Here is a 22484-nt window from a genome sequence, read left to right on the forward strand (position 1 = left end):
CATATCAACAGTAACCGGTCAGCTGCGTGGTCAACCCTTGGCTTTCGGCATCTGCGACACGAGCGACAGGCCGATATCCATCCCCTCAACCTGGAAGTGAGGAATGACGTACAGCTTGATGCGGAAGAAGCCCGGATTGTCCTCGATGTCCTCGACCGTCACCTTCGCCTCGCGCAGCGGATGCGAGGCCTGCAGTTCATCGCCCGGATCCTTCATCTCGGTGACGAGACCCTTGATCCACTGGTTCAGCTCCAGTTCAAGCAGACGACGGTCCTTGGTCGTACCGATGTTTTCGCGCTGGATCAGCTTCAGGTAGTGCGCGATACGCGAGAGCAGGAAGATGTACGGCAGGCGCGCATTGATGCGGCTGTTGGCGGTCGCCTCCTTCGTCTCATACAAGGTCGGCTTCTGCGCCGAGCTGGCCGAGAAGAAGCAGGCGAAATCGTGGTTCTTGTAGAACGAGAGCGGAATGAAGCCCAGGTTCGCGAACTCGAACTCGCGCGTCTCCGGAATCAGCACTTCGGTCGGGATCTTGGCCTGGGTACCGGTGCCGAGGTCGTACAGATGCACCGGCAGGTCTTCGACCTTGCCACCGGCCTGCGGACCGCGGATCTGGACGCACCACCCGTTATTCACGAAGCTGCGGCTCATGTTCGCCGCGAACGCGAACGAGGCGTTGACCCACAGATACCTGTCGTGATCCGGGCCCTTCACCGCTTCTTCATAGTTGAAGGCACGCACGGGCACCGTATCCTTGCCATACGGCAGGCGACCCAGCACACGCGGCATCGTCAGACCCACATAGCGCGCGTCGTCCGTGTCGCGGAAGCTCTTCCACTTGATGTACTCGGCGCGATCGAAGTAGTTGCCGATATCCTGGATCGCGGCCACTTCCTCCATCGACTTCTTGCCGAAGAACGCTGCACCCACCGAGCCAATGAACGGCATATGGGCGGCTGCGGCCACCTTCGAGATGTTGCGCAGCAGGGCGATGTCCATCGGCGAGTTCGCGAACTCGAAATCGCTGATCAGCGCACTGATCGGCTGGCCGCCCGGCGTGTCGTATTCCTCGATGTACGTGAGACGATAGAGGCCGCTCTGGATGAGTTCCGGCGTGTCCTCGAAGTCGCGCTGCAGCGCGTCCTTCGACACGTCGAGTACCTCGATGCGCGCGTTGCGACGGAAGTCCGTGCGCGACACGAGCATTTTCAGACCGCGCCAGCGGCCTTCGAGCGCCTGGAATTCCGGCGTGTGCATCACCGCGTCGAGCTGACGGCTGATCTGGCGGTCAAGCTGGCCGATATGGAAATCGAGCAGCGACTTGTCCAGACGCTCGACCGGCTGGCTCGACTGCGCAACGAGTTCGAGAAAGGCGCCCATGCCACGCGCAATGCGCTCGTCGGCCGAAGCTTCGGAGAGCGTGTCGCTGTCGCGGAACGCCTCGATCGGGCGTGCCTCGGCGATAGGCTTGAGGTTGATCTTGCTGCACAGCGAGGCATATACGCTGTCGGGTGCGTCAAGCACAACGGTCTGAGCTGCGCCCTGATGGGATTCGTTCTGTTTCATTGGGATTCCTGTCTGCGTGTGAAGTGCCACCTGATTGCGCAAAGCGGTGAAGGCTGACCTGGGCTGCTGTCGCCGGTTGCGCCGTTCAGGCATGTCCTTCCGGTTGCGTGGCCGCCGTCGCGAGCTGCCCCAGTTCGCCGCGCAGCTTGTCAGACAGACGCCTGTCCTTCAGAATCTTCTCGAACTCGCGGCGGAACGTCGCGTTATCAAGCAGGTTCGATTTCAGGTCGCGCAGCAGGTTGCGCATCGCGAGCAGCGCCTGGAGTTCCGGGATCTGGCGTGCCACCTGCTCCGGTTCGAAGTCCTTCATCGAACGGAACGACAGGTTGACCGGGAGTTCCGAACCGTCGGCAGCGAGCGTGTTTTCTGCGCCGAACTTCAGGTCCGGTGCATAGTCGGCCAGCACCGAGTCAAAGTTGTTCTTGTCGATATTGACCTTCTTGCGCTCGGCCAGCGGGGCCTGCTCACGGCCCGCACTGAAGTCGCCCGCCACCAGCAGCTTGAGCGGCAGTTCGACCTTCTTCTGCGCCCCGCCCGTATGCAGGTCTAATGTGATCGAAACGCGCGATTTCGGAATTTCTCTCTGGAAGCTGTCCATCAGTTATCCTCAGAAATGGAGTAAATGATCTCCGCAGGAATCAACCGTAGCGATAGAGAGGCTCCCCGCACGCGCATCGCGAATGCTTATTCCAGCTGCTCCCCATGGCGTGGCTTTCATTCATGCGACCCTACTGGCAGACCGTATTAAACAGGTTTACCGCCATTACGTCAAAGCCTGTTCGCAGCTATATCGATACGTATAAAACTTAAATTTTGTTAATTCACATCTCAGAATGACTGGAGTCACACATGGCATTTCCACTCTCATCATTCACCGCTTCCCGCACACTCTCCGTCCCAGACAAATCTGATTTCAATCGACGTTTTATCACGCGATTTTCTGGCGAACGTCAATGAAACGTGACAATACGATGCGCAATGCGTATCTCAATTTCTTCTTTAGAAAATATGACAATTCTTGAATGTTTTATTCACCAGGATATCTAAAAAAATCGCTATCCTTGCACGAAAGGGGCCATATGGAATCCTTTACGCATCAGGACAATAACGTAGACCACACATTGCAGACCGATAGCCTGCCCGGGCCAGAAGATCTCCCTCTCACGCAGCCGGTGTACAAGCGGATCGTGCCGCGGGGAATTGCGTTGAACGTCGTCAAGCCCGACGCAATCACGATGTCTGTGCATCAGGGTAGCCGGTCCTGCGTTGGTCATCAGCGCGCATGAGCACATTGACCTTGGGCCACGAGAAGCGGACCCACCTGAATCCCGTACCTGACGTTGCCCGGCGCGCTGGCGAGGGCATGCGCGATCTGCTGCGCGATACCGCGCTACTCGTGACCTCGCTTTCATCCGGGGGAACCGTCCAGGACGCAGCGCGATTTCGCGAGCGCTGCGCACAGCTCGTTGACCAGTTCGCCGATACGCTTGCGCGGTCTGGCTATCCCGAAGACGTGCAGCGTGAAGCGCTGGTGGCCCAGTGCGGTCTGCTCGACGAAATGGCGCTGCGCCATCTGCCCGGCAACACACGGTCAGCCTGGGAATCTCATCCGATGCAGGTTGAGCGTTTCTCCATTTACGACGCTGGCAGACGCATCATCGATGCTGTTGAGGCGCATCTGCGCGAGTCGTCGCCGGATGTTGAACTGCTTGAGTACTACGCAGCGATTCTCGCCATGGGATTCATCGGCCGATATGCGCGTGAGGGAGAAGCGAAGCGGGCTGCGTTGATTTCAGCGCTCGACGCGCGGCTTCAGATGCTGCGCGAGACCGTCGACGAACCCTTCCTCACCGACCGGGTCGGGCTCCGTCTTTACGGCGATTTTCGACGAACCGCACCGTGGATCCTCGTCATTTCCGCATGCCTTGTGGCAATCGTTGTCTGGGTTGTGGGAAGCAGGGTTCTTGAGACGCAGCTCGCGCAAATCGCGCCAGCGAAGGTGAAGATCGAGGTGAGCAGGCCATGAAATCTGATCTGTCGATGCTCACCGCCGGAACCGCTCCGGCTCAGGCCACTGGCCACAACGGGCTGGGGTATCCGCTGCGGCTGATGGTCGTTTCTACGATCGCACTGGCGCTTGCGGTGATGTGGCTCGTGGCCCGGCCCACGCTCGGGCTGGCTTCGCTGCTCACGGGTGCCATTGTGATCACCGGTGCCCTGCTGGTGTTCTGGCGCACGAGGCTGCTCGCCCGCGCAAGCAACGACAATGCGCACGTGCTGGCTGCACTCGGCGCCGCAACCGCTGATATTCCGCTGCGGCTGCGCACCCGTATGCCGCTCGTGCTGGTCACGGGCGACGATCTGCCGGCGCTGTTTGACCGGCACAATGAGCAGCGCTTCGCGCACGTCGGGGATGGCGCGATCTGGCTGCGCGTGGACCGCCCACAGGACCTGTCGCGCATGGCCATCGCCGTACGGCAATGGCGCGACGGACGGGCACCGGATGCTGTCGTGCATTCAGTGGCGCCCGCCCGTTATACAGACGAGGACGTACTTTCGCAGGCATTGCGCGTGGTGCGGCAGGCCGCAGCGGACGCGGCACGGGTGCTGGGCTCGCGCCCTCTTCCAGGATATGTCGCGGTATACCAGCGACTCGCGCCCGATGGGTTTCGCGGTATGGCGCAAGACCTGATACCGGGCCACGGCGCGATGGCACCCGCAGACCTTCTCACACCGCAGTGGTATGGCGTTTCGTCGGCGACCCGCATGGTGAATGCGTCGGCCTTCGGGACGGTGATCCGTGCTGCCGGGAATGAGGCCGTAGGTGTGGCAGGGAGCAGCGCGCCAGCCGCACGGGCCGCCGCCCTCGCGTCGATCATTGGCTGGACGCAGCGGGTCGTGATTCATGCACTCGTTGACCAGAGGCAACCCGCCACACCCTGGGCACTGCATGGTGTCGGCTGGATCGATTGCGGACCCGCACACGGGCCGGGCCGCCCGTGGGAGAGCGATGTCCAGAACCAGACCAGGGTAACGCGCGCCCCCGGGCCAGCCTCCCCCATGCCATGGCCGCTTCCCCAGCCGCTGATCCGCGCGATGCCCCAGCGATTCTGGATGTCGCCGCGCATTGTTGCGCTGGCCCACGCATTGGCGTTGCTGGCCTGCGCGGCCGCCGTCGCGTTTTTCTTCTCTGTCCTGCACAACCAGGCGCTGCTCACGCGCATTGGCGCAGATCTCGGTCGCTGGTCGATGATCCCCGCCGTACACGATGCCGCGAAGCGCGATGCACTGCAGGCCCTCGTCGCCGATCGCGATGAGCTGGAGCATTACGCACGCACAGGCGTACCGCTAACCCTGTCATTCGGCCTGTACCGCGGCGCCAGGATGATTGCGCCGCTCAACGATGCGATCGCCTCATATCAGCCGCCGCCACCGCCTCCCGCTGTCGTGACGCTCGACAGCATGTCGCTCTTCGACAGCGGCCGCGCGCAGCTCAAGGACGGCTCGATGCGCGTCATGGTGAACGCGCTCGAAATGATCAAGGCACATCCGGACAAGCGGATTCTGGTGGCCGGCCATACCGATAACGTGGGCGATCCGGACAGCAACCTGAAGCTCTCGACAGCGCGCGCCGAAGCCGTGCGCGACTGGCTCATCGAGGCCTCCGGTATTCCGGCCACGCAGTTCGCCATTCAGGGCTATGGCGACACGCGCCCTCTCGCGGACAACAACACGCAAGCCGGGCGGGCGAAAAATCGCCGCGTGGAAATCACGCTCGTCCCTGACGCCCCGAAGGAAGTCCCCTTGGGGAATGCGCCGCAGGCCCCCGCAGGGACCAGCGCGGCGCCGGACGCGGCCAGTTCAGCCGGATAACGCGGTTTTGGTCCCCGGAGCGAGGGCTTCGGGATTGTGTTGCCCGGTAACTGAATCCGGGCGCTTGTTACTGTAAGAAGAAGGGAGTAAGAAATGGCAATTCCGTCATACATGTGGCTTAAGGACGATGGTGGCGCGGACATCAAGGGTTCGGTGACCGTTCAGGGCCGCGAGGGCAGTGTTGAAATCACCGCGTTCAATCACAGCCTGCATATTCCGACCGACGGTAATACCGGCAAGCTGACGGGTACGCGTGTTCACGCACCGATCACGCTGGTCAAGGAGACCGACGCGTCGACGCCGTATCTGTACAAGGCGGTCACGAGCGGCCAGACGCTCAAGTCGGCGGAGATCAGGTGGTACAAGATCGACGACGCGGGCAAGGAAAAGGAATATTTCAATACGAAGCTCGATAACGTGAAGATCGTCGCGGTGCGTCCGAAGATGCTCGACATCAAGGACCCGGACTACGAAAAGCACAACCATCTCGAAGAAGTCGAGCTGCGCTACGAGACGATCACCTGGTCGTATAAGGACGGCAACATCATCCACAAGGATACCTGGAACGAGCGTTCCTGATTAACCGTGATCTGAAGGGCCGGTTCACCGTCCCCGGTGGCCCTCGGAATACCGGCCTTCCTTTGCCGGTCCGCTCAATAACCTTTGCGGACTGGCCTTTTTCATTACGCGGGACGGCCGCTCCCAGCCGGCACGCCCCCTCTTCAGACGTGCGAACAGCCCGAACATGACCGTGCTCAACGACCGAAACCATTTCTCCCGTGAAGCGAACCAGCTCCTGCAACGGCTCAATCCCCACTGTGCAAATGCGCTCGAAGCTGCCGCAAGCCTGTGCCAGGGACGACTTTCGGACGAGATTACGGTCGAGCACTGGCTGCTCAAGCTGATCGAGGCCGGGGACGGCGATATCCCGGCCATCATGAACCACTACGACCTGAGTATCGACGCCGTGTGGGATACGCTGCTCAAGGCCATCGACCACACGCCGCGCAACCTGCGTGGCCGTCCCAGCCTCTCGCCGCAACTGGCCATTGTTCTCCAGGACGCCTGGTTCATTGCGTCTTCCGGCGACACGAGCGGCGATCCGGTGATCCGCTCCGGCAATATCCTGCAGGCCATCATCGAGGCGCCGCATGTTCTTCGCGCGAACAATGCCTGGCAGCTGCTCTCCATCAGCAGCGCGCAGATCCCGCGACTGCTGCCGCGCCTCGCGCAGCGCACCTGTGAGAACGAGCCAGATCCATTGCCGGAACAGGCCGCGCCAGCAACGGGTGCTGTTGCCGCGGGCCACGTGCCTGACGGAAAGACGACGCAGAAAGCGGCGCAGGCAGTCAGGCGCAACGTTGAAGGCGATGCACTTGCCCGCTTTGCGATCGACATCACGGCCAAGGCGCGCGAGGGCAAGATCGACCCCGTGTTCGGGCGCGACCGCGAGATCCAGCAGATGGTCGACGTGCTTGCCCGGCGCAGGAAGAACAACCCCATCCTCGTGGGTGAGCCGGGCGTGGGCAAGACCGCGCTCGTCGAAGGCCTCGCGCTGCGCGTGGCCGAAGGCACCGTCCCGAACGTGATCCGCGACGTGCGCATCCTCACGCTCGATCTGGGGCTGCTGCAGGCGGGCGCCGGCGTGAAGGGAGAATTCGAGCAGCGCCTGAAGAATGTGATCGATGAGGTGCAGGCTTCCGCGGAGCCGATCCTGCTTTTTATCGACGAAGCGCACACCCTGATCGGCGCCGGCAATGCGGCGGGCGGTGCCGACGCGGCCAACCTGCTCAAGCCCGCGCTTGCGCGCGGCGAACTGCGCACGATCGCCGCGACCACCTGGTCGGAGTACAAGGAATACTTCGAGCGCGATGCCGCGCTTGAGCGCCGCTTCCAGATGATCAAGGTGGAGGAGCCCGACGATGCGACCGCCTGTCTGATGCTGCGTGGCCTTAAGGAGCGCTATGCGAAGTATCACAACGTGCACATCCGCGACGAGGCGCTGGTCGCCGCGGTCAGGCTCTCGCGCCGCTACATCCCCGCACGCCAGTTGCCGGACAAGGCCGTTGACCTGATCGACACGGCAGCCGCGCGCGTGCGCATGGGGCTCGAATCGCCTCCGGCGGAACTGCAGCAGGCGCGCGCTGCCGTGTCCGCACTGGAACTGGAACAGGCAACGCTCGATGCGGACATGCAGGCCGGCGTGGATGAGAGCGCAACCCGACGCGAAGCGCTTCAGGGCGCGCTGATCGAGGCGCGAAATGACCTGACGAACATGCAGGCACGTTATGTCAGCGAACTCGAACTGGTCCACCGGATTCACCTCTGCCGGGACGCTGCAAAAGATGAAGTATCAGCACCGGATCCACAGGAACTCGACGGGGCCAGGCAACTGCTTTCCGGTCTGCACGGCAAGGCGCCGCTCGTCTTCGTTGACGTCGACGCGCAGGCGATCGCCCGCGTGGTGGCCGAATGGACCGGCGTGCCGGTCGGCAACCTCCTCGAAGATGAGCTGCAGGGCCTGCTCACCCTGGAGACACAGCTCGCGAAGCGCGTGGTTGCCCAGGACGATGCACTCGCCGCGCTGGCGCAAAGCCTCCGCACGGCGAAGGCCGGCCTGAAGAACGAGCAGGCTCCGCTCGGCGTGTTCCTGCTCGCGGGCCCTTCCGGCGTCGGCAAGACCGAAACCGCACTCGCATTGGCTGACCTGCTCTTCGGCGGCGAGGCAGCCCTGACTACGATCAACATGTCGGAATACCAGGAGTCCCACACGGTATCGCAGCTGAAGGGGTCGCCTCCCGGCTACGTCGGCTACGGCCGCGGTGGCGTGCTGACCGAAGCAGTCCGTCAGCGCCCGTACAGTGTCGTGCTGCTCGATGAGGTCGAGAAAGCCCACCGCGACGTGCTGGACATCTTCTATCAGGTGTTCGATCGCGGCACGATGCGCGATGGTGAGGGGCGTGAGATCGACTTCCGCAACTGCGTGATCCTCATGACATCCAATCTCGGCAGCGCCCAGATTGACGAAGTCACCACCGACAGCCGGATATCGCGCAGGCAGCGCTCCTCGAGGCCATCCATCCCCAGCTCGTCGCACATTTCCAGCCCGCCCTCCTCGCGCGCTTCCAGACGCTGGTGTACCGGCCGCTCGATGTGGCAGCGCTCGCCGGCATTGTGCGCATGAGGCTCGCGAAGGTGGCCGGGCGCCTGCGCCGGCAGCACGACGTCGAGCTGCAATGCGACGACTCGTTTGTTGATGCGATGGCCGGGCTCTGCCTTGCACGCGAATCCGGAGCGCGCAACGTGGACGCATTCCTGAACCAGCGCATCCTGCCATCGGTCTCCCGTGAACTGCTTTCCCGCATGGCGGCCGGTACCGCACCTGCGAAGATCCTCCTCTCCAGTTCGGCCGAAGGCAACCTGACGATCGACTTTGTCGATCATGAACTGTCGTCCGCCGGCATGCCTGAAGCAGTTACTGCCTGAAGACTACATGACGCCGCCGGCGCAGCCGCTCCACGACGGCCTGCTTGCCGGCTACGTCAATAGAAAAAAGAACATCATGAAGCAACGTTACATCATGACCGGGATCATTGCTGGTCTCCTTGCAATCCTGAACATCAATGCCCACGCCGCGTACCAGGAAGAATGGCTGAGCCCCCAGGCCTTGCAGAAAGAAGAAGCCGCAAGGTCCAGCCGTCAGCCATCGACTTACACGTGCAGAAGCACGGGCGCCCGCTGCAACCGCATTCCCTCGAAGACAGCATCTGCAAAGTCGCGTGCCGAAATCCACGCTCCTGACGCGGGTCGTGCAGACGATCCCATTGCGGCCTTCGCAAAAAAACGCGACGCTACCCGCTCCGCACATCGTAGCTAGGCGGCCCCACCCGATGCATCGATCGAGTCTTCCGCGCCTGCCCGGACTGCTATCCGCGATAGCCATCGCAGTCGCGTCGACCACGGCTGTCAGCGCCAGCGCCCCGAGCGGCCCGTATTGCGAGTCTTCCCTTCGATCCGCTCTTCTCACGGCAGCGCGATCTTCTCCATCGGCCGTACAGGGTGATGGTTCCCTCTACGGCGTACAACGCTGGAACGCGTCGACCAGGCGAGACATGCTGGGTATGTCCTTTCCCGGGTTGCTGTCGTGCGCCTATACGGTCAGCGCGATTTTTGAGGGCGCCTGTCATCCGATCGGAAAACTCGCGTCCGTGTCGGCAGTCGATAAAGCGCTATCGCAATGGCAGAAGATCGACGCGCAGGCCAACGTACAACCGGGCGATGTGGTCTTCTGGCAACCGCGCAAGTCGCTGCTGTTGCACCGCCTGTGCGGAGCGCACTGGCATGTCGGTATCGCGACAGGCAATAACGAAACCGTCGACAACGACTGGTGGACGGGCAAGCCCGAACTCCATCGCATGACCCGGCTGTGCGTGTCGTTTCCCTGGGCGCGCAGGCCACCGGACTGAATGCCGCTCAACCGGCCCCGTGTCCAGATACATTCCTGATTCCGGAGTTGAGCATGACAATCGCGCCCCCCACTGCAAAAGCGGGTGACCCTACGCCCACACCGCTTTACGGGCAGGACGCGGACTGACGCCGGTCACCTCTCCTGGGCACCAACAGTTGTTCCGGCGTAAGCCGAAGAAGTCCGAGAAACCCCGTAAGATTAATGCCTTACGGGTTTTTTGTTCCCTGCGGCTCCCTTGCGTTCCCCTGACATCGACGATTTTTGCGTATACACGGAATCGAGATGTTAGGCCATGCCCAAACGCGTCGAACTTGGCCTTGCGCATCTGGCCGGACGGGAGCAAAACTTGGATGTTCCGCTATTGAAGACCGAGTACGGGCAAGGAGAACTTCCTCAGCCTCGGCCCCTACCCCCGATATCACACTCGCTAATGCGCGACGGTTGGCCACTGCCGCGCGCAATCTTGTGCGCTAAGGCATCGATCCGGTCGAACATCGCCGGGCCGAGTCCATCGCTCGCAAACGCGCCGCCGAAGGCGCCTTCCATCTCGTAGCCCAGCGCTGGCTCGACTTCAGTCTGGTCGATCGCCATCATCATCACGACGCTCGACAAACCCAGCATCGCCAGCAGCGACTGCCGGAACGACCGCTCGCCTTGTACCGAGGCAATGTTGCAGGCCCGATCGGCGCCCGGCGTTGCGCTCATCGCGAGCCCTGCAACGCGTTCAGCACCTTGACCTCACTGCGCGCCAGGTACTTGCGCCATGCGACTCCCGCCAGCACGACATCCTGCAAGCCGATGCCCACGGCCTTGTAGACGATCACGTCGTCGTCCGCGACGCGGCCTTTAGCGCGGCCGGTCAGCACATCGCCGAGCTCCACCGTGTCGTCCCAGTCGAACGTACCCGGCTGCGTGAGCACCAGGTCGCCCGCTTCTTCGCGCGCCTGCTCGCGCAGTTCGACCACGATGCGCGACGCTCGCGCGATCAGCGTGTCGTCGAGTTCGCGCGTATGCGGCAGGCTCGAACCGATCGCGGCAATCAGCGCGCCCGGCGACACCGCATTGCCGTCGAACAGCGCACCGGTGGCACGCGTCGCGGTCACGATCACGTCCGCGCCCCGCACCGCGTCGACCACGTCGCACACCGTGGCCTCGATGCCTCGCGTCGAACCGGCGGCCGTGACGGCCGCCGCGAGTTCGCGCGTGCCCTCCAGCCCGACGATACGAAACGACCGCAAGCCCGTGTGCGCGGCCAGCGCAAGCGCATGAGCGCGCCCTTGCACGCCGGTGCCGAACACGGCCACCGTGCGCGCCTGTTGCTTCGCCAGCGCGCGCACGGCCACCACCGTCGTCGCGGCGGTGCGAATGCGCGTGATCGCGTTCGCATCGAGTATGGCCAGCAGGCTGCCGTCCACCGTCGAGAACAGCACGATCGAGAAGTTGAATTGACCGGCAATCGTCGAATAAACCTTCGCGCCCGCGACACCGAGTTCTGGCAGCACGGCGCCAAGGGTCGAGAGCTTCACGCCGCCCACTTCCGTGCGCACCCGGCGCTGCACGGCCGCCGCGCCGCTGGAGAGTTCGCGAAATCCCTGTTCGAGTGCCGGAATGGCATCGTCGATGGTGATGAGTTCGTCGATCTGCGCATCCGTCAAATGAATCATGCAATCTTCCTTTCGTGAAGCGCGGATTCGGCTTCGTGCTGGAACGTGAAGCTGTCCGCGTAGAGGTGATCGATGCTCGCGCCGTTGCGCAGGAAGTGGCGCCGCGCATCGTCGATCATGGCCGGCGATCCGCACAGGTAGACCGCGTGCTCCGACAGGTCCGGAAAGTCCTCGCATACCGCGTGCTGGACATAGCCCTGCCGTCCGGTCCAGGTACTGTCCGGTCGCGACAGCACCGGCACGTACTGGAACTCGTAGAGGCGTGCGCCCCATTGCTGGATCTCCTCGTGAAGATAAAGATCCGCCTCGGTCCGCGCGCCCCAATACAGCGATACCGGCGGGCAATCGGGATCGTCCATCAGCGACTCGATGATGCCTTTGACCGGCGCGAGTCCGGTGCCCGTCGCGACCATCACGAGTGGGCGGTAATCCTCCGCGTGAAAGCGGAAGCTGCCCAGCGGCAGTTCGACGTCGAGACGATCGCCCGCGCGCAAGCCCGACAGCAGATGATCGGTAAAGCGGCCGCCCGGCACGCGCTTGATGTGAAAGTCGAGCGCATACGTGTCCGCGCCGCCGAGCCTCGCCGACGCCATCGAAAAGCTCCTGCGCGAGCCGTTTTCCAGCACGACGTTCATGTACTGGCCGGGGTTGAACTTGAGCTCGAGGTGCTCGGGAAGCGCGATCGCGAGCCGCCGCACGTCCGGACCCAAGGTGCTCACTTCGACGACTCGCGCCTCGACCACGGCGGGTGCGGACACATCCGCGCCCGCATGCCCCGCGGCGATCACCATGTCGCTGCGCGCGCGCGCCTGACATGCGAGTGCGAAGCCCGCGCTGGATTCTTCCTGTGAGAGTCCGAACGGGAACTCGTCGTACTCGTGCGCACCGCTGACCACTTTTACCCGGCATGCGCCGCAACCGCCCAGCTGGCAATCGTGAGGAAGCGCGACGCCAGCGGCAAGCGCCGCGTCGAGCAGCGATTCGTCGGCCTGCGCAGCGAAGCGCTGGCCGGTTTCCGCGATCTCAATCTGATAGACCATCTTGCCAATCTCTAACGAAACAATGGACTCGCCTGCCACTGGGCGGCGCGCAGCGTGACTTCTTGACCTTACTTCTTGATGTCGGCTTCCACGAGCACGCGATGCTCGCCCGCGGACAGCAGCGTCTTCAGCGCTTCGAGCGCGGCGAGGCCGCACTGCGTGTCCTGCTCGCCGTTGCCGCCGCTCAGCCCCACGCCGCCGATCACTTCGCCGTCGACCACGATCGGAAAGCCGCCGACGAACGCGGCAAAGCGTCCCTCGAAACTCAACTGGATGCCGAACGCTTCGTTGCCCGGCAACGCGGGGCCATTGGGCGCCTTGGTGAACAGATGCGTCGAGCGCTTGTGGCCCGCCGCCGTGAAGGCCTTGTTCCAGGCGATCTGCGGGCCGGTGATGCGCGCTTCGTCCATGCGCTCCAGCACGAGCGGATAGCCGCCCGCGTCGACGATGCAGACCGACTCGGCGACGTCGATCGCCTGCGCGCGTTCCAGCGCGGCGCGTGCCATCGCGCGCGCTTCGGCGAGTTCAAGCCTGAAAGAAGTTTTCATGATGCGTTTTCCGATTGAATGATGTGTCGTTGCGATGCTTTGGTCGCGCGACGTGCGGCTCAGAGACCGCGATAAACCGTTTTGATCTGCGTGTAAAACTCCAGCCCCGCGCGGCCCGATTCACGGAACGTGGAGGTGCTCGAGCGCTTCAAACCGCCGAACGGCGCATTGACGACGTTGCCGGTGGTGGTGCGGTTGATCTTGACCGTGCCCGATTCGATCTCGTCGGCGAAGCGGTGCATGTAGCGCGGATTCGACGTCGCGATGGCCGCCGAAAGACCGTATTCGGTGTCGTTGGCTTTCCTCATTGCGTCCTCGAAGCTCGTCACCGAAACGATCGCCAGCACCGGACCGAAGATTTCCTCGCGATAGATGCGGGCGTTCTCGGGCACGTTCGTGAAGACGGCCGGACTGACGTAATAGCCGTGTTCGAAACCGTCGCCGGTCAGTTGATCGCCGCCGGTCAGATGGGTCGCCTGCTCCTTGCCGGATGCGACGTAGCCGAGCACCGTATCGAGCTGCTTGCGGTTGGCGAGCGGACCGAGATCCATGCCGGGCGTGACGCCGCTGCCGATCTTGAGACTCTTCACGCGTTCGAGCAGCCTGGCCGTAAACGCTTCACGCACCGTCTCCATGACGAGGATGCGGCTCGTGCCGGTACACGCCTGGCCGCTCAGCGACAGGCCGCCCTTGACCGCGAGATCCACCGCGCGGTCAAGGTCCGCGTCTTCCATCACGATCAGCGGATTCTTGCCGCCGAGTTCCATTTGCGTGCGCGTCGTGATCGGCACCGAGCGATGGATATGCTCGCCCGCGGCCGTCGAACCCGTGAACGACACTGCGCGCACCACGGGCGGCTCGGTGATCGCCGCGCCGATGTCGGAGGCGCGCCCGGTGATGTAGTTGATGACGCCGGCCGGAATGCCCGCCTGCACGAACGCTTCGGCAAGCCGATAGCCGATCAGCGGCGCATCCGATGAAGGCTTGAAGACGACCGTGTTGCCGGCCATCAGCGCCGGTGCGATCTTGCGCGCCGGAATCGAGATCGGGAAATTCCACGGCGTGATCACGGTGACCACACCGAGCGGCTCACGCTGCGTGTACACCAGCTGGTCGGGATCGTCGCTGGGGAACGTCTCGCCGGTGAAGGTCTGCGCTTCGACCGCGTAGAAACGCAGCACCTGCGCGGAACGCAGGATTTCGTCGCGGCTTTGCGCGAGCGGCTTGCCTTCTTCGCGCGTCAATTCGAGCGCGAATGCATCGGCGTTGGCTTCCAGCCAGTCGGCCGCCTTGTTGACGATCTTCGCGCGCGCCGATACCGAAGTGCGGCGCCACTTCGCGAATGCGGCCGATGCCGCGCCGAGCGCCGCCTGCGCGTCGTCGGGCGTCGACGCCTGGAAATGACCGATGACATCGCGCGTATCGGCGGGATTGATGTTCCGGAAAGTCTTGCCGCTCACGCTGGCGGTCCACTCTCCCGCAATCAGGTTCTTGAATACAGTTGCGGATTCGCTCATGACACTCCCTCTTGTACGCGATGGCGATGGCGAGCACGCCGCCATCGCATGAACTGAATGACCGGGCGTCTCACGCCCGGCCCCGGCTACTTCAGGCGGCGAGCCCCAGTTGGGGCAGCGGGATTTCCTTCTCGACGTAGTCGTAGTAGAGGGCGGTGGTGTAGAGCAGGCGCATCTGTGCGCCGATCTCGCAGATCTTCAGGCAGCGCTGCTGCAGCTCGACCGTGTTGGCGTTCTCCAGAACGATCTGGTAGCCGCGCTCGCCGTGAATCTCGTCGGAGACGATGTGCAGGTCGAAGAACTCGACCTCCTCGTCGGTGAAGCGGTACTTCTCGCGCAGCGTGGGCGTCTGCTTGCGGTAGATCGAGGGCACCTGCGATTCGAGGCCGACCACCAGCGCGGCGACCGCGACGACCGGGTCTTCGCGCATGGCCACCGAGTAGCACCAGGCCTGCAGGCCACGGGTGGTCGGCGACATGTTGTCGGGGTTGGTGACGCGCTCACGGGTGGTGCCGCAGGCTTCGGCGAAGCGGATCAGCAGGTCGGTGTGGCGGTCGCCGCCGATTTCCTCTTCGTACATGTTGGCCAGCAGGAAGTCCTTGGCCTCGGTCATGTGATCGGGCGTGCGGGCATAGAGGTAGCCCAGGTAGTCGGCGAACGGGCCGACGTAGTGATAGTGGTTCTCGGCCCAGCGCGCCAGATGCGCGCGGGAGAGCTTGCCGCTCGCCCACGCGACGCTGAACGGCGCCTTGTTGGCGCTCTTGCCCTTGATTGCTTCTTCGAGCGCGGTACGGAATTCATCGCGGTTCATCAGTTCGGCCATCTTTGCTGCTCCTGAGATCTAGAGGGGGACAACGTCTACGGCTACGAGACGGGGCGCTCGAACAGCAGACAGTGAACGCAGAATATCGCATTAAAAGAATAATGTATACCGTTTACCTTGGTTCGGGCCGAAGTCAAGAATGCGGCCGGATCCGTCCTCCCACGCTTGGCGCATATGTAGACTCTGTCTCGTCGTGGTCCTCGCACAGCAAATTTTTTTAGACGTCCGTCGCTCGACAAATTGTCGTCAGTATACAATATTCACAACGCTCGGTAGTATTGAGCTACGCTAAGGCGCTTCCAGCGCGCAGTCCGGATCTCCAGATCGAGAGGAAAGCGGCAATGCCGATGGTCACATTTCACAGGAACGGCGAGACCTATCAGGGAGAGGTCAAGCAGAACACCAATCTGGTCGTACGCGCCGGCATCAAGCAGTTCCCGTTTCCGCACCTTCGCTATGAGTGCGGGATGGGGAAATGCTCCAAATGCGCGTGCGTCGTCCGCGCGGGCGGCGAGCATCTGCCCGCACCCAACTGGAAGGAAAAGAAGCAGCTCGGCGAGCGCCTCGAACAGGGATATCGCCTCGCCTGCCAGCTCTGGATCGAGGACGACATCGAACTCGAACAAACCGACGTGGGGGCCGCGGCATGAGCGTGAACGCGACACAGTCGATCAGCTACGTGATTCTCACGAGCAAGCCCGGCCAGTACCGCACGGAACCCATCGGCAAGCTGGCGCCGGCCGAAACGTGGGACTACTTATATTGCGGACGTCATCTCGCGACCTTCGTGATTGCCGCGCTTTACGGCGACGCGCGGATTCGCGTCACCAACGAAGCGGAGGGTGGCGAAGTCAACGATATGCCGACCCGCTTCCTCGAAAAATTCTCCGACCGGGATGAGGCGTTCGCGGCGCTTCAGATCCTGGTGGGCACGCGCAACCAGGACGCGCTATTGCGACCGGGCGTCACCGCGGTGGCACGCTGAAGCACGCTGCGCTCATATCCATTCACGTATCCAGCCAGAACAGGTCTCACGCATGATCCAGATTACGTTTCTCAGCAATGACGGCAAGTGCGTCAGCGCCCCGCCGAACAGCAACCTGCTGCGCGTCTCGCTGCGCGAAAAAGGCGGTATTCCTTTCAAGTGCGGCGGCGGTCTGTGCGGCACCTGCAAGTGCAAAGTCGAAAGCGGCCTCGAACACACCGACGCGGTGAAAGAGAAGGAAAAGCGCCATCTCAGCGACGCCGATCTCGAAGCCGGTTACCGGATGGCCTGCCAGACTTTCATCAACGGCGACGTGAGCGTGTCATGGTGAACCCCCAACCGACCGACGAGCCGCTCGGCTCCCTGCCCGACAATCAACGTCGCCTTCTGCTCGAGATCGGGCCGCGCTGGAACGAGGACATCATCGCTCACCGGCAGACGGTGATCGACTGCTATACGCCACTCGTCGCCGCTGCGCCGAAGGACGGCATCGTCGTGGAGCGGGACGTGCAATACGGTACGCACGCCCGTCATGTGCTCGACGTCTTTCAGCCGGCAGCGCTCGCGTCGCGTGACGATGGCGATGACCCCGGGCCGTGCGATGCCGTCGTGTTCATCCACGGCGGTGCGTTCGTGCGTGGCAACAGGAGCGTGAACGGCCAGATTTACGACAACGTCTGTTATTGGTTCGCGTCGCAGGGACTGGTCGCGATCAACGTCGAATACCGGCTCGCCGACGTGGCGCCGTACCCGGGCGGCGCGCACGACGTCGCCGATGCGCTCGCCTACATTCAGCAGCATGCGCGCACGCTGCGGATCGACCCCGCCCGCGTGTTCGTCGTGGGCCATTCGGCGGGCGGCGCGCATGCGGCCGCATGTCTGTTCGATCCGGCCGTCATTGAGCAACGCCCGCCTTCGCCTGTCGCCGGTCTGGTGCTGATCAGCGCGCGGGTGGCGGCCGACGTGCGCCCGGGCAACCCCAATGCGAAGCCCGTGCGCGCGTACTTCGGCGACGACGAGAGCCTGTATCCGGTGCGCTCTCCGCTCAGTCACGTCGCGCGCTCGTCGGTGCCGCTGATGATCGCGGTGGCCGAGTTCGAGAATCGCTATCTGGACGAATACGGCGCGCAGTTCTTCTTCGAAGCGCTGCGTCATCGCGGCACGCCGCCCCGGCTGATCCAGATGCGCGGTCACAACCACACGTCGATCGTCGCTCACTTCAATTCCGGCGAGGACTATCTTGGGCGCGAGATTCTGCACTTCATCGGGAGCGTGGGTCGATAAAGCGGAACACGTCTCGCGCTCGCCCAGGAGCCACGAGAGCGATGCGCACGCGCTTCAACTATCGGTGCCGTCTGGACCGATAGTTGAACGTGCGCGGCAACCTTCATGAACAGCGCAGTCGATTCGCCTCGATGGCCTCCCAGACCGACGGCACCGGAGCCGAGCGAACCGGTGAAGGCACCGAGCTACGCATCCCGTCATCGTCGAGCTTGAACTCGTCGACCGCCTGCTGCAGCTGCAGGATCTGCTGCGACAGCGAAGACGCCGCGGCGGCGGTCTGTTCGACGAGCGCCGCGTTCTGCTGCGTGGTCGCATCCATCTGCGTGACCGCCTGATTCACCTCTTCGACGCCGGCGCTCTGCTCCGCCAGCGCGCTCGAAATCTGGCCGAGAAGGCCCGTGACCTCGCCGACCGCCCTCATGATGTCGCCCATCGTGGCGCCGGCCTCGCCTACGAGCCGCGATCCGATCGAAACGTAAGCGGCCTACTTGACCTCTTCGCCGGCATAGTGCGGTTGCACCAATTCATAAGGAAAGCCGAGTTCTTCGGCGGTCCAGACGGGGCGCGCTGCCCGCGACTTCAAAATTCCGTAAATCTTGATCATGGCGAAGGTCACGGTTGGACAGGGAAAAGCCGATGCGCGCGGAGCCGAGCGGTCCCGTGCGCAAAAACGATTCGTATACTATGTACAACAAAATGTGCTCGCAAGACAAATTTTTAGGCGTTAACCATCGCCGGTCCGCATGCCCGCCTCCGGAAAATCGTCGATTGGTCCGTCAATCATGGCAATTCCATACCTTCAAGCATGTTCAAAAAAATTCCGCAATCCTCCTCGACCCGCTGATCGATCAAAGTCAAAAAACGCTGGCGTCTTTTTTGTATACCGCATACTTTGTCCTGCTGGATGATCACCCATAACTCCACGACCTCGCGCCAGCACCGAGGACGCCCCGCATCAAAGGAATAACGGATGAAAAAGACGTTCTACATTGCGGCCGCAATTTCAGGCGCAGCCGCCGTCAACGCCCACGCCCAAGGAAGCGTCACGCTTTACGGCCTGATCGACGCCTCGATCCAGTACACGAACAATCAGGGCGGCGGCAGCACGGTGGCGATGTCAAGCGGTACCACGCGCGGCAGCCGCATCGGGTTTCTCGGAACGGAAGATCTGGGCGGTGGAAACCACGCGATCTTCCGGCTCGAAAACGGCTTCGACGTCACCGACGGATCGCTCGGACAAGGCGGTTTGATGTTCGGCCGGCAGGCCTATGTCGGCCTCCAGAACGACCGTTGGGGCACGCTGACCTTCGGTAGGCAATACGAATCGATGGTCGATTACGTGGCTCACCTGACGGCCGCCGACTGGTCCGTCTACATGGAGCACCCCGGCGACATGGACCTGACGAACCGCGGGGTACGTGTCGACAATTCCGTGAAATACACGAAAACCTACGGCGCTTTCACGGGCAGCGCGCTGTACAGCTTCGGCGGTCAGGCCGGCAGCTTCGGCGCGAACAGCATGTGGAGCGTGGGCGGCAGCTACGACGACGGTCCGCTGTATGTGGGCTTCGGCATGACTTACGCACGGCAGCCCGGCGCGCGGAACACCGGCACGTTCTGGAAGGCGTCGAACTCCGCCATTGGCGAATACGTGACGGTGGCGCACTCGTTCCTGACCGTCGGCGGCGGCGCGGCGTACAGGTTCGGCTCGCTGAAGCTGGGCGGCGACATCACCAGCACGACGTACAAGGACGGCTTCGAACAGCAGAACGTCAACTTCATGAACTACGAAATCAACGGCGTGTACTACTTCACGCCGGCGCTTTCGGCGGGGCTGGGCGTCACCTACACCGACGGCAAGGTCGATGCGAACGACGGCGACCCACGCTACATCCAGTACAACGCGACGACGACCTACAGCCTCTCGAAACGCACCGACCTCTATGCATTCGCCACCTTCCAGCGCGCGATGGGCGACGCACAGGTGGCGCAGGTCACGCAGTTCATCAGCCCGTCAAGCACCAACAAACAGGCGTCGGTCGGCCTCGGCCTGCGCCACACCTTTTAACGACGTCGCGCTAACGCGCTGAGGCTTTCGCCTCGTCGACGACTCGAATTTCCATGCCCCGCGAAAGGCATGGACCGATCTCAGGAGCAGCAAAGATGGCCGAACTGATGAACCGCGATGAATTCCGTACCGCGCTCGAAGAAGCAATCAAGGGCAAGAGCGCCAACAAGGCGCCGTTCAGCGTCGCGTGGGCGAGCGGCAAGCTCTCCCGCGCGCATCTGGCGCGCTGGGCCGAGAACCACTATCACTACGTCGGCCCGTTCGCCGACTACCTGGGCTACCTCTATGCCCGCACGCCCGATCACATGACCGAGGCCAAGGACTTCCTGCTGGCCAACATGTACGAAGAGGAAATCGGCGGCGACCGCCACACCGACCTGCTGATCCGCTTCGCCGAAGCCTGCGGCACCACCCGTGAGCGCGTCACCAACCCCGACAACATGTCGCCGACCACCCGTGGCCTGCAGGCCTGGTGCTACTCGGTGGCCATGCGCGAAGACCCGGTCGTCGCGGTCGCCGCGCTGGTGGTCGGCCTCGAATCGCAGGTGCCCTCGATCTACCGCAAGCAGACGCCCACGCTGCGCGAGAAGTACCGCTTCACCGACGAGGAGGTCGAGTTCTTCGACCTGCACATCGTCTCCGACGAGATTCACGGCGAGCGCGGCTACCAGATCGTTCTGGAGAACGCCAACACGGTCGAGCTGCAGCAGCGCTGCCTGAAGATCTGCGAGATCGGCGCACAGATGCGCCTGCTCTACACCACCGCCCTCTACCACGACTACGTCGAGAAGGAAATCCCGCTGCCCCAACTGGGGCTCGCCGCCTGAGCGCAGCGAAAACCTGGAACCCCGATTCCTGAGCCAATTATGTCCTGGTATAAATCGTCTGCCTGGCGCCGCGGGCCTGGATTGACCTCCTCACCCGGCAATTCGCAGTCGAATGCGCTGCAGAGAATCAGGACCTCCTTGAAGGGCCGTCTCATCCGCCCATCCCAGGAAACCGTGTTCATCGCACACTTCATTATCTGAGCCGAGGTCCCCATGCATCCGCTTACCGCGCTCACGCCGGCGCATTTCTGTTTTCTCGTTGGTGTCATAGCCATTGTCGCCACGATGATCTGGCGCGCGAATGTCGTCGTGCCCGCCATCATCGCGACCTTCGCCGTCGCGTTTGCCTTTTCGGGCAAGGTGCTCACCGGTCTGCAAGCCATCTTCATGGGCAGCCTGACAGCCGCCCACGAGCTGTTCAATATCTTCCTCGTCATCGCGCTGATGACCGCGCTGCTCAACGGACTGCGCGAAATCGGCGCCGACGTGCGAATGGTGCGCCCCTTCAGGAAGATCATGGTCAACGGCCACGTGGCCTTCCTGATCCTCGCAGTGATCACCTATCTGATTTCGCTGTTCTTCTGGCCGACGCCGGCCGTGCCGCTGGTCGGCGCGATCCTGATTCCAGCCGCCATCTACGCGGGCCTTTCGCCGCTCGGCGCGGCTGTCGCCATTGCCGTCGCCGGCCAGGGCATGGCCTTGTCGTCGGACTACGTGATCAAGGTCGCGCCCGGCATCAGCGCGAAGGCTGCGGGCGCCGACATGCAGGCGGTCGCCAATATGGCGCTGCTGCTGTCCGTGGTGGCCGGCGCGGTCGCGCTCGGACTGTGCTGGTACTTCACGGTGCGCAAGAACGTGAGGACGCCCGGCGCGCGCAATCTGGTGGAATGGGAATCCTCGGGCGAGATCGTTCCGGTCGATCAGCCGGCACCCCATCAGGGCAGCTTCGCCAAGGCGGAACTCGCGCGCGGCACGAACGGCACGCATGCCGACGCCGAAGACGGCTTGCCCGCGATGTCCGGCGGCGGCGCGGCGGCGCTGACGCTGCCGGCCATGAGCAGCGCGGTGCCAATGCAACGGCGGGATATGTGGTCGCGGGTGTTCTCCATCGTCACGCCGCTCACCTTCCTCGCGGTGGTGGTCATCATGACGCGGCCGCAGCTCGTCGGCGCGTCCGTCATTCGCGGCGGCGACGCGGCTTCGCTGATCGGCGGCATGGCCGCGGTGCTGATGATGCTCACGACGCTCTCGTACGGCCGCAAAGGCTTTCTCGACCGCACGGCCGGGCACATCATCGACGGCTTCGTGTTCGCGTTCAAGGCGATGGGCGCGGTGCTGCCGATCGCCGGCTTCTTTTTCGTCGGCGACAGCAGTACCGCCGGTCCGATTCTCGGCATCGAGTCCGGCGCGCATGTTCCGTCGCTGCTGTTCGAACTGGTTCAGGCCTGCAGCCAGTTCATTCCGCACAGCCCGATCCTCGTGTCGCTCGGCGTGCTGGTGACGGGCATGATCACCGGCATCGACGGCTCCGGTTTTGCCGGCCTTCCGTTGACCGGCTCGCTGTCCGGCGCGCTCGCGCCGATGGTGCACATGCCGGCTGCCACGCTGGCCGCGATCGGGCAGATGGGCGCGGTGTGGACGGGCGGCGGCACGCTGGTCGCGTGGTCGTCGCTGATCGCGGTCACGGGCTTCGCGCGCGTGCCGGTTCTGGATGCGGTCCGAGCCCTGTTCGTGCCGGTGGTCTGCGGGCTCGTCGCGGCCACGCTCGTCGCGGTGGCGATCAGCTGAACGGACGGCCAAACATGACGTATTCACTGATTC

At 63.2% G+C, this 22484-nt stretch carries 25 protein-coding genes; 14 read left to right on the top strand and 11 right to left on the bottom strand.

What is annotated here, in order from left to right; translation table 11 throughout:
* Positions 1-30: 30 nt before the first annotated feature.
* Entirely contained in the window at positions 31-1566 is a 1536-nt protein-coding gene (gene tssC / locus OKW45_RS24160) for a type VI secretion system contractile sheath large subunit (protein ID WP_018418270.1), read from the bottom strand.
* Positions 1567-1651: 85 nt separating this feature from the next.
* Entirely contained in the window at positions 1652-2164 is a 513-nt protein-coding gene (gene tssB / locus OKW45_RS24165) for a type VI secretion system contractile sheath small subunit (protein ID WP_018418271.1), read from the bottom strand.
* 684 nt (positions 2165-2848) lie between these two features.
* Between tssB and OKW45_RS24170 the strand changes: the two genes are divergently transcribed.
* The 7 genes from OKW45_RS24170 to OKW45_RS24200 all read left to right on the top strand — a co-directional run bounded on the left by OKW45_RS24170 (position 2849) and on the right by OKW45_RS24200 (position 9905).
* Positions 2849-3592, top strand: coding sequence for a DotU family type IV/VI secretion system protein (locus OKW45_RS24170; protein ID WP_429471568.1), 744 nt, complete (start codon positions 2849-2851; stop codon positions 3590-3592).
* Positions 3589-5439 carry an OmpA family protein gene (locus OKW45_RS24175; RefSeq protein WP_429471570.1) on the top strand — a complete coding sequence of 617 codons (1851 nt, stop codon included), beginning with the start codon at positions 3589-3591 and terminating at the stop codon, positions 5437-5439. Before OKW45_RS24170 ends, OKW45_RS24175 begins: the two co-directional genes overlap by 4 nt.
* A gap of 93 nt (positions 5440-5532) precedes the next feature.
* On the top strand, positions 5533-6018 hold the full coding sequence (locus tag OKW45_RS24180; protein WP_018418275.1) for an Hcp family type VI secretion system effector: 486 nt from the start codon (positions 5533-5535) through the stop codon (positions 6016-6018).
* Positions 6019-6184: 166 nt separating this feature from the next.
* Positions 6185-8623: a type VI secretion system ATPase TssH gene (gene tssH, locus OKW45_RS24185; RefSeq protein ID WP_429471572.1), complete on the top strand. Its 2439-nt coding sequence runs from the start codon at positions 6185-6187 to the stop codon at positions 8621-8623.
* Positions 8593-8925, top strand: coding sequence for a ClpB D2-like domain containing protein (locus tag OKW45_RS24190; RefSeq protein WP_429471574.1), 333 nt, complete (start codon positions 8593-8595; stop codon positions 8923-8925). The genes tssH and OKW45_RS24190 overlap by 31 nt, the downstream gene beginning before the upstream one ends.
* A gap of 7 nt (positions 8926-8932) precedes the next feature.
* The gene (locus OKW45_RS24195) at positions 8933-9316 is read left to right on the top strand and encodes a hypothetical protein (RefSeq protein WP_429471576.1); all 384 of its coding nucleotides are present in this window, start codon (positions 8933-8935) and stop codon (positions 9314-9316) included.
* Positions 9317-9551: 235 nt separating this feature from the next.
* Positions 9552-9905, top strand: a complete 354-nt coding sequence (locus tag OKW45_RS24200) for an NlpC/P60 family protein (RefSeq protein WP_429471578.1) — start codon at positions 9552-9554, stop codon at positions 9903-9905.
* A gap of 395 nt (positions 9906-10300) precedes the next feature.
* Here OKW45_RS24200 and OKW45_RS24205 read toward each other — a convergent pair whose 3' ends face one another.
* From OKW45_RS24205 to OKW45_RS24230, 6 genes are all read right to left on the bottom strand, one after another.
* Complete coding sequence (locus OKW45_RS24205) at positions 10301-10612, bottom strand: hypothetical protein (protein WP_429471580.1); 312 nt, start codon at positions 10610-10612, stop codon at positions 10301-10303.
* Positions 10609-11571, bottom strand: coding sequence for an ornithine cyclodeaminase family protein (locus OKW45_RS24210; RefSeq protein ID WP_429471582.1), 963 nt, complete (start codon positions 11569-11571; stop codon positions 10609-10611). Before OKW45_RS24210 ends, OKW45_RS24205 begins: the two co-directional genes overlap by 4 nt.
* On the bottom strand, positions 11568-12611 hold the full coding sequence (locus OKW45_RS24215) for a 2Fe-2S iron-sulfur cluster-binding protein (protein WP_429471584.1): 1044 nt from the start codon (positions 12609-12611) through the stop codon (positions 11568-11570). Before OKW45_RS24215 ends, OKW45_RS24210 begins: the two co-directional genes overlap by 4 nt.
* A 68-nt stretch (positions 12612-12679) precedes the next feature.
* Entirely contained in the window at positions 12680-13159 is a 480-nt protein-coding gene (locus OKW45_RS24220; RefSeq protein WP_429471586.1) for a GlcG/HbpS family heme-binding protein, read from the bottom strand.
* Positions 13160-13218: 59 nt separating this feature from the next.
* Positions 13219-14676 carry an aldehyde dehydrogenase family protein gene (locus OKW45_RS24225; RefSeq protein ID WP_429471588.1) on the bottom strand — a complete coding sequence of 486 codons (1458 nt, stop codon included), beginning with the start codon at positions 14674-14676 and terminating at the stop codon, positions 13219-13221.
* A 91-nt stretch (positions 14677-14767) separates the two neighbouring features.
* Positions 14768-15499, bottom strand: coding sequence for an iron-containing redox enzyme family protein (locus tag OKW45_RS24230; protein WP_429471590.1), 732 nt, complete (start codon positions 15497-15499; stop codon positions 14768-14770).
* A 341-nt stretch (positions 15500-15840) separates the two neighbouring features.
* Here OKW45_RS24230 and OKW45_RS24235 point away from each other — a divergent pair, with 341 nt between their 5' ends.
* The 4 genes from OKW45_RS24235 to OKW45_RS24250 are packed head-to-tail and all read left to right on the top strand — an operon-like array spanning position 15841 to position 17768.
* Positions 15841-16149: a 2Fe-2S iron-sulfur cluster-binding protein gene (locus OKW45_RS24235; protein ID WP_429471592.1), complete on the top strand. Its 309-nt coding sequence runs from the start codon at positions 15841-15843 to the stop codon at positions 16147-16149.
* Positions 16146-16484: a hypothetical protein gene (locus OKW45_RS24240; RefSeq protein ID WP_018418286.1), complete on the top strand. Its 339-nt coding sequence runs from the start codon at positions 16146-16148 to the stop codon at positions 16482-16484. The genes OKW45_RS24235 and OKW45_RS24240 overlap by 4 nt, the downstream gene beginning before the upstream one ends.
* 52 nt (positions 16485-16536) lie before the next feature.
* Positions 16537-16815 carry a 2Fe-2S iron-sulfur cluster-binding protein gene (locus OKW45_RS24245; protein ID WP_018418287.1) on the top strand — a complete coding sequence of 93 codons (279 nt, stop codon included), beginning with the start codon at positions 16537-16539 and terminating at the stop codon, positions 16813-16815.
* A complete protein-coding gene (locus OKW45_RS24250) occupies positions 16809-17768 on the top strand; it encodes an alpha/beta hydrolase (RefSeq protein WP_429471594.1) in 960 nt (319 codons plus the stop codon). Before OKW45_RS24245 ends, OKW45_RS24250 begins: the two co-directional genes overlap by 7 nt.
* A 103-nt stretch (positions 17769-17871) precedes the next feature.
* Here the strand turns inward: OKW45_RS24250 and OKW45_RS24255 are convergent, their stop codons facing one another.
* The 3 genes from OKW45_RS24255 to OKW45_RS24260 all read right to left on the bottom strand — a co-directional run bounded on the left by OKW45_RS24255 (position 17872) and on the right by OKW45_RS24260 (position 18680).
* Positions 17872-18201 (bottom strand): chemotaxis protein, encoded by a 330-nt coding sequence (locus tag OKW45_RS24255; protein WP_429471596.1) that lies wholly within the window; start codon positions 18199-18201, stop codon positions 17872-17874.
* 51 nt (positions 18202-18252) lie between these two features.
* Positions 18253-18372: a hypothetical protein gene (locus OKW45_RS39660; RefSeq protein WP_018418290.1), complete on the bottom strand. Its 120-nt coding sequence runs from the start codon at positions 18370-18372 to the stop codon at positions 18253-18255.
* Between the two features lie 176 nt (positions 18373-18548).
* Complete coding sequence (locus OKW45_RS24260; RefSeq protein ID WP_429471598.1) at positions 18549-18680, bottom strand: hypothetical protein; 132 nt, start codon at positions 18678-18680, stop codon at positions 18549-18551.
* Between the two features lie 58 nt (positions 18681-18738).
* On the opposite strand from OKW45_RS24260, the gene OKW45_RS24265 reads away from it, so the two are divergent.
* From OKW45_RS24265 to OKW45_RS24275, 3 genes are all read left to right on the top strand, one after another.
* Positions 18739-19836, top strand: coding sequence for a porin (locus OKW45_RS24265; RefSeq protein WP_018418291.1), 1098 nt, complete (start codon positions 18739-18741; stop codon positions 19834-19836).
* Positions 19837-19931: 95 nt separating this feature from the next.
* On the top strand, positions 19932-20663 hold the full coding sequence (locus tag OKW45_RS24270) for an iron-containing redox enzyme family protein (RefSeq protein WP_429471600.1): 732 nt from the start codon (positions 19932-19934) through the stop codon (positions 20661-20663).
* Positions 20664-20876: 213 nt separating this feature from the next.
* On the top strand, positions 20877-22451 hold the full coding sequence (locus tag OKW45_RS24275; protein WP_429471601.1) for a hypothetical protein: 1575 nt from the start codon (positions 20877-20879) through the stop codon (positions 22449-22451).
* Positions 22452-22484: the final 33 nt, after the last annotated feature.

This window comes from Paraburkholderia lebeckiae (assembly GCF_050436225.1).
Classification (GTDB): Bacteria; Pseudomonadota; Gammaproteobacteria; order Burkholderiales; family Burkholderiaceae; genus Paraburkholderia; species Paraburkholderia tuberum.

Coding starts and splice junctions, on each gene's coding strand:
- OKW45_RS24230 (WP_429471590.1), bottom strand. CDS start 15,499: ATGGCCGAACTGATGAACCGCGATGAATTCCGTACCGCGCTCGAAGAA.
- OKW45_RS24270 (WP_429471600.1), top strand. CDS start 19,932: ATGGCCGAACTGATGAACCGCGATGAATTCCGTACCGCGCTCGAAGAA.
- OKW45_RS24210 (WP_429471582.1), bottom strand. CDS start 11,571: ATGATTCATTTGACGGATGCGCAGATCGACGAACTCATCACCATCGAC.
- OKW45_RS24195 (WP_429471576.1), top strand. CDS start 8,933: ATGACGCCGCCGGCGCAGCCGCTCCACGACGGCCTGCTTGCCGGCTAC.
- OKW45_RS24175 (WP_429471570.1), top strand. CDS start 3,589: ATGAAATCTGATCTGTCGATGCTCACCGCCGGAACCGCTCCGGCTCAG.
- OKW45_RS24275 (WP_429471601.1), top strand. CDS start 20,877: ATGCATCCGCTTACCGCGCTCACGCCGGCGCATTTCTGTTTTCTCGTT.
- OKW45_RS24240 (WP_018418286.1), top strand. CDS start 16,146: ATGAGCGTGAACGCGACACAGTCGATCAGCTACGTGATTCTCACGAGC.
- OKW45_RS24200 (WP_429471578.1), top strand. CDS start 9,552: ATGCTGGGTATGTCCTTTCCCGGGTTGCTGTCGTGCGCCTATACGGTC.
- tssB (WP_018418271.1), bottom strand. CDS start 2,164: ATGGACAGCTTCCAGAGAGAAATTCCGAAATCGCGCGTTTCGATCACA.
- tssC (WP_018418270.1), bottom strand. CDS start 1,566: ATGAAACAGAACGAATCCCATCAGGGCGCAGCTCAGACCGTTGTGCTT.
- tssH (WP_429471572.1), top strand. CDS start 6,185: ATGACCGTGCTCAACGACCGAAACCATTTCTCCCGTGAAGCGAACCAG.
- OKW45_RS24255 (WP_429471596.1), bottom strand. CDS start 18,201: ATGGGCGACATCATGAGGGCGGTCGGCGAGGTCACGGGCCTTCTCGGC.
- OKW45_RS24170 (WP_429471568.1), top strand. CDS start 2,849: ATGAGCACATTGACCTTGGGCCACGAGAAGCGGACCCACCTGAATCCC.
- OKW45_RS24225 (WP_429471588.1), bottom strand. CDS start 14,676: ATGAGCGAATCCGCAACTGTATTCAAGAACCTGATTGCGGGAGAGTGG.
- OKW45_RS24265 (WP_018418291.1), top strand. CDS start 18,739: ATGAAAAAGACGTTCTACATTGCGGCCGCAATTTCAGGCGCAGCCGCC.
- OKW45_RS24205 (WP_429471580.1), bottom strand. CDS start 10,612: ATGAGCGCAACGCCGGGCGCCGATCGGGCCTGCAACATTGCCTCGGTA.
- OKW45_RS39660 (WP_018418290.1), bottom strand. CDS start 18,372: ATGATCAAGATTTACGGAATTTTGAAGTCGCGGGCAGCGCGCCCCGTC.
- OKW45_RS24250 (WP_429471594.1), top strand. CDS start 16,809: ATGGTGAACCCCCAACCGACCGACGAGCCGCTCGGCTCCCTGCCCGAC.
- OKW45_RS24215 (WP_429471584.1), bottom strand. CDS start 12,611: ATGGTCTATCAGATTGAGATCGCGGAAACCGGCCAGCGCTTCGCTGCG.
- OKW45_RS24235 (WP_429471592.1), top strand. CDS start 15,841: ATGCCGATGGTCACATTTCACAGGAACGGCGAGACCTATCAGGGAGAG.
- OKW45_RS24245 (WP_018418287.1), top strand. CDS start 16,537: ATGATCCAGATTACGTTTCTCAGCAATGACGGCAAGTGCGTCAGCGCC.
- OKW45_RS24220 (WP_429471586.1), bottom strand. CDS start 13,159: ATGAAAACTTCTTTCAGGCTTGAACTCGCCGAAGCGCGCGCGATGGCA.
- OKW45_RS24180 (WP_018418275.1), top strand. CDS start 5,533: ATGGCAATTCCGTCATACATGTGGCTTAAGGACGATGGTGGCGCGGAC.